Source organism: Castellaniella sp., assembly GCF_034007085.1.
In the GTDB taxonomy this organism is placed as follows: Bacteria; Pseudomonadota; Gammaproteobacteria; order Burkholderiales; family Burkholderiaceae_B; genus Castellaniella.
The window spans coordinates 1-2,670 of record NZ_JAVERO010000213.1; the positions used below are offsets into that span (position 1 = coordinate 1).

General features: G+C 67.1%; 3 protein-coding genes. All 3 read right to left on the reverse strand.

The annotated features are described in order from the left end of the window. A partial coding sequence (locus RBR29_RS11865) for a guanine deaminase (RefSeq protein WP_320349514.1) occupies nucleotides 1–751 on the reverse strand: 751 nt, incomplete at its 3' end. 102 nt (nucleotides 752–853) lie between these two features. Next, on the reverse strand, nucleotides 854–1,897 hold the full coding sequence (gene xdhC / locus RBR29_RS11870; protein ID WP_320349516.1) for a xanthine dehydrogenase accessory protein XdhC: 1,044 nt from the start codon (nucleotides 1,895–1,897) through the stop codon (nucleotides 854–856). Beyond that, nucleotides 1,897–2,670: molybdopterin cofactor-binding domain-containing protein (locus RBR29_RS11875; RefSeq protein WP_320349519.1), on the reverse strand; the 774-nt coding region annotated here is incomplete at its 5' end. The genes xdhC and RBR29_RS11875, both read right to left, overlap by 1 nt.

A 2,670-nucleotide genomic window follows, 5' to 3' on the forward strand; every position in this document is an offset into this window, starting at 1 on the left:
TCACCTCGTCGCGGTTCTCGGACACATGCGACTGGATGAAGACGTCCTGGTAGCGCCTGGCCAGTTCGCCGCACAAGCCGAGCTGCTCGGGCGTGGAGGTCGGCGCAAAGCGCGGCGTCAGGGCATAGAGCTGACGGCCCGTGCCGTGCCAGCGTTGAATCAGGTCTTCGCTGTCGCGCGCGCCGGATTCCGCCGTGTCGCGCAGGTATTCCGGGCAGTTGCGGTCCATCATGACCTTGCCGGCCACCATGCGCAGATTGCGCGCATGGCTTTCCTCGAAAAAGGCCTGGGCCGAACCCGGATGCACCGTGCAATACACCAGCGCGGTGGTGGTGCCGCAACGCAACAGTTCGTCCAGGAAAAAGCGCGCCACGTCCTGAGCGTATTCCGGGTTCTCGAAGCGCCGCTCGGTCGGAAAGGTATAGGTTTCCAGCCACGGCAGCAGGCCCGGCGCCGGCGAGGCGATCATGTCCGTTTGCGGATAGTGGATATGGGTGTCGATGAAGCCCGGCGTGATCAGGCAACCGCGCCAGTCCTTGACCGGCGTACCGGGTGGCAGGCACCCGATCAGCTGGTCATGATCGCCGCACTGTTCGATACGGCCATCGCGCACGACCAGCAGGCCATCGCGGATCCATTCGCAGGCTTCGTCCTCGGCCTTGGGCGTATCGCGGAAATAGAGCAACTGGGCACGGTAGGCCTGCAGGCCGGACGGATGCGGGGCGGGCACGGACGGGTTCGGGGTCGTCATGAGGTCTCCTCGGTCTTTGTCTGCAGGCCGCAGTCCGCCTGTACGGCGGGGGCGGCGGCCCGGCGTTCTTCAATGGGATGCAAGTCTGAGAGTCCGGCAGGCTCAATGGACAGAAGCCTCGGCCCGTGCCGGCGTGACGGCCTGATGCGTGCCCTCGGATCGCAATCGCAGCAGCTGGGCGGCGACCGCAACCGCAATCACGGCGGGCTGCTTGCCCTCGATGCCGGGCTCTCCGATGGGGCAGACGATGCGCGCGATCCGTTCCGGCGCAATGCCGCGCGCGCGGAAACGGTGCTCGAACTTGCGCCGCTTGGTCTGTGAGCCGATCAGGCCAAAATACGCCACGTCGTCACGCCGCAGCAGTTGTTCGCACAAGCGCTGATCGAGCGCATGGTCATGCGTCATGATCAGGAAACAGCTGCCGGGCGGGGCCTCGGCGATCACGGCCTCGGGCGTGTCGGTCGCTTCGATCTGCACATTGGCCGGCACCGTGGCCGGGAACAGATCATCGCGAGCATCCACCCAGGTCACCCGACAGGGCAGGGTGCCCAGGATGCCCACCAGAGCCTGGCCGACATGCCCGGCTCCGAAGATCACCACATGCAACGGATCAGGCCGCACGGCCTCGCGCAGCGTCAGGCAGCCCAGGGCCGGGTCAGGCCACAGCAGCCGGTCGGCCCCCGGGGCCAGCTCATCCGCAAAGGCACCTGCAGCGGCGTCATCCAACGTGGACACACGCACCCAGGGCGCCACGCCGGCCCCGCCCAGGCCCACCTCACGGACGCACCCGGCCGATGAGCACAGGCCAGCCTGCAAGGCCTCCAGCCAAGAGCGGTCGGATTCCCGCAGGCGTTCGAACAGCAGATGCACCATGCCGCCGCAGCACTGGCCGAGCGCCGGCCCGAGGGGAAAAGGCTCGACCCAGCGGTCGGATCCATCCTCGCCGCGCAGGCGCGCCCGGGCGGACTTGGCGGCCTGCCATTCCAGATGTCCACCCCCAATGGTCAGCCACTGGTGACCGGCCGACACCAGCATCTTCGCCCCGGCCTCGCGCGGGGCCGATCCCTGGATCCAGGCGACTGTCACCAGGACCGTCGCCTGCCGCCGATCCAGGCACCAGAGGGCCTGATCGATCCAGGCGTGCATCAGGCCGCGCTGCGTTTCCGCAGGCCCTCGATTGCCTTCAGGATCGCTTCCGGCGTAGCCGGCGCCCGCAAATCGGGCGAGGTCCTGCCGCCGCCCACGGCGGCCACGGCGTCGCACAGCGCGTTGAATGTGCTGATGCCATGCAGCAGTGGCGGCTCTCCCACGGCTTTGGAACGATGCACCGTGTTCTTCAGGTTCTGCGTCCGGAACAGGCGCACGCGGAAGTCACGCGGGCAATCGCTGACAGCCGGGATCTTGTAGGTCGATGGCGCATGCGTCATCAAACGACCATCATCGCGCCACCAGAGTTCCTCGGTCGTCAGCCAGCCCATGCCCTGGATGAAGCCGCCTTCGACCTGGCCCAGGTCGATCGCCGGATTGATGGACGCCCCGACATCATGCAGGATATCGGCACGCAACAGCTTCCATTCGCCCGTCAGCGTATCCACGACCACTTCCGATACCGCCGCACCGAAGGCAAAGTAGAAGAACGGCCGGCCATGCATGGTGGCCTTGTCCCAGACGATGCCCGGCGTGGCATAGAAGCCGTCGGACCACAGCTGCACGCGGTCCCAGTAGGCCTCATCGGCCAGCTGGCCGAACGGGATGTTGCGACCGTTGACATTGACCTGGCGCCAGGCAAACACCACGTCCTCCGGCTTGCCGCCATATGTGCGGGCAGCGAAATCCGCCAGGCGCGCGCGCAATTGCAGCGCGGCGTCCTCGGCTGCCTTGCCGTTCAGGTCGGTGCCAGTCGACGCTGCCGTGGCGGG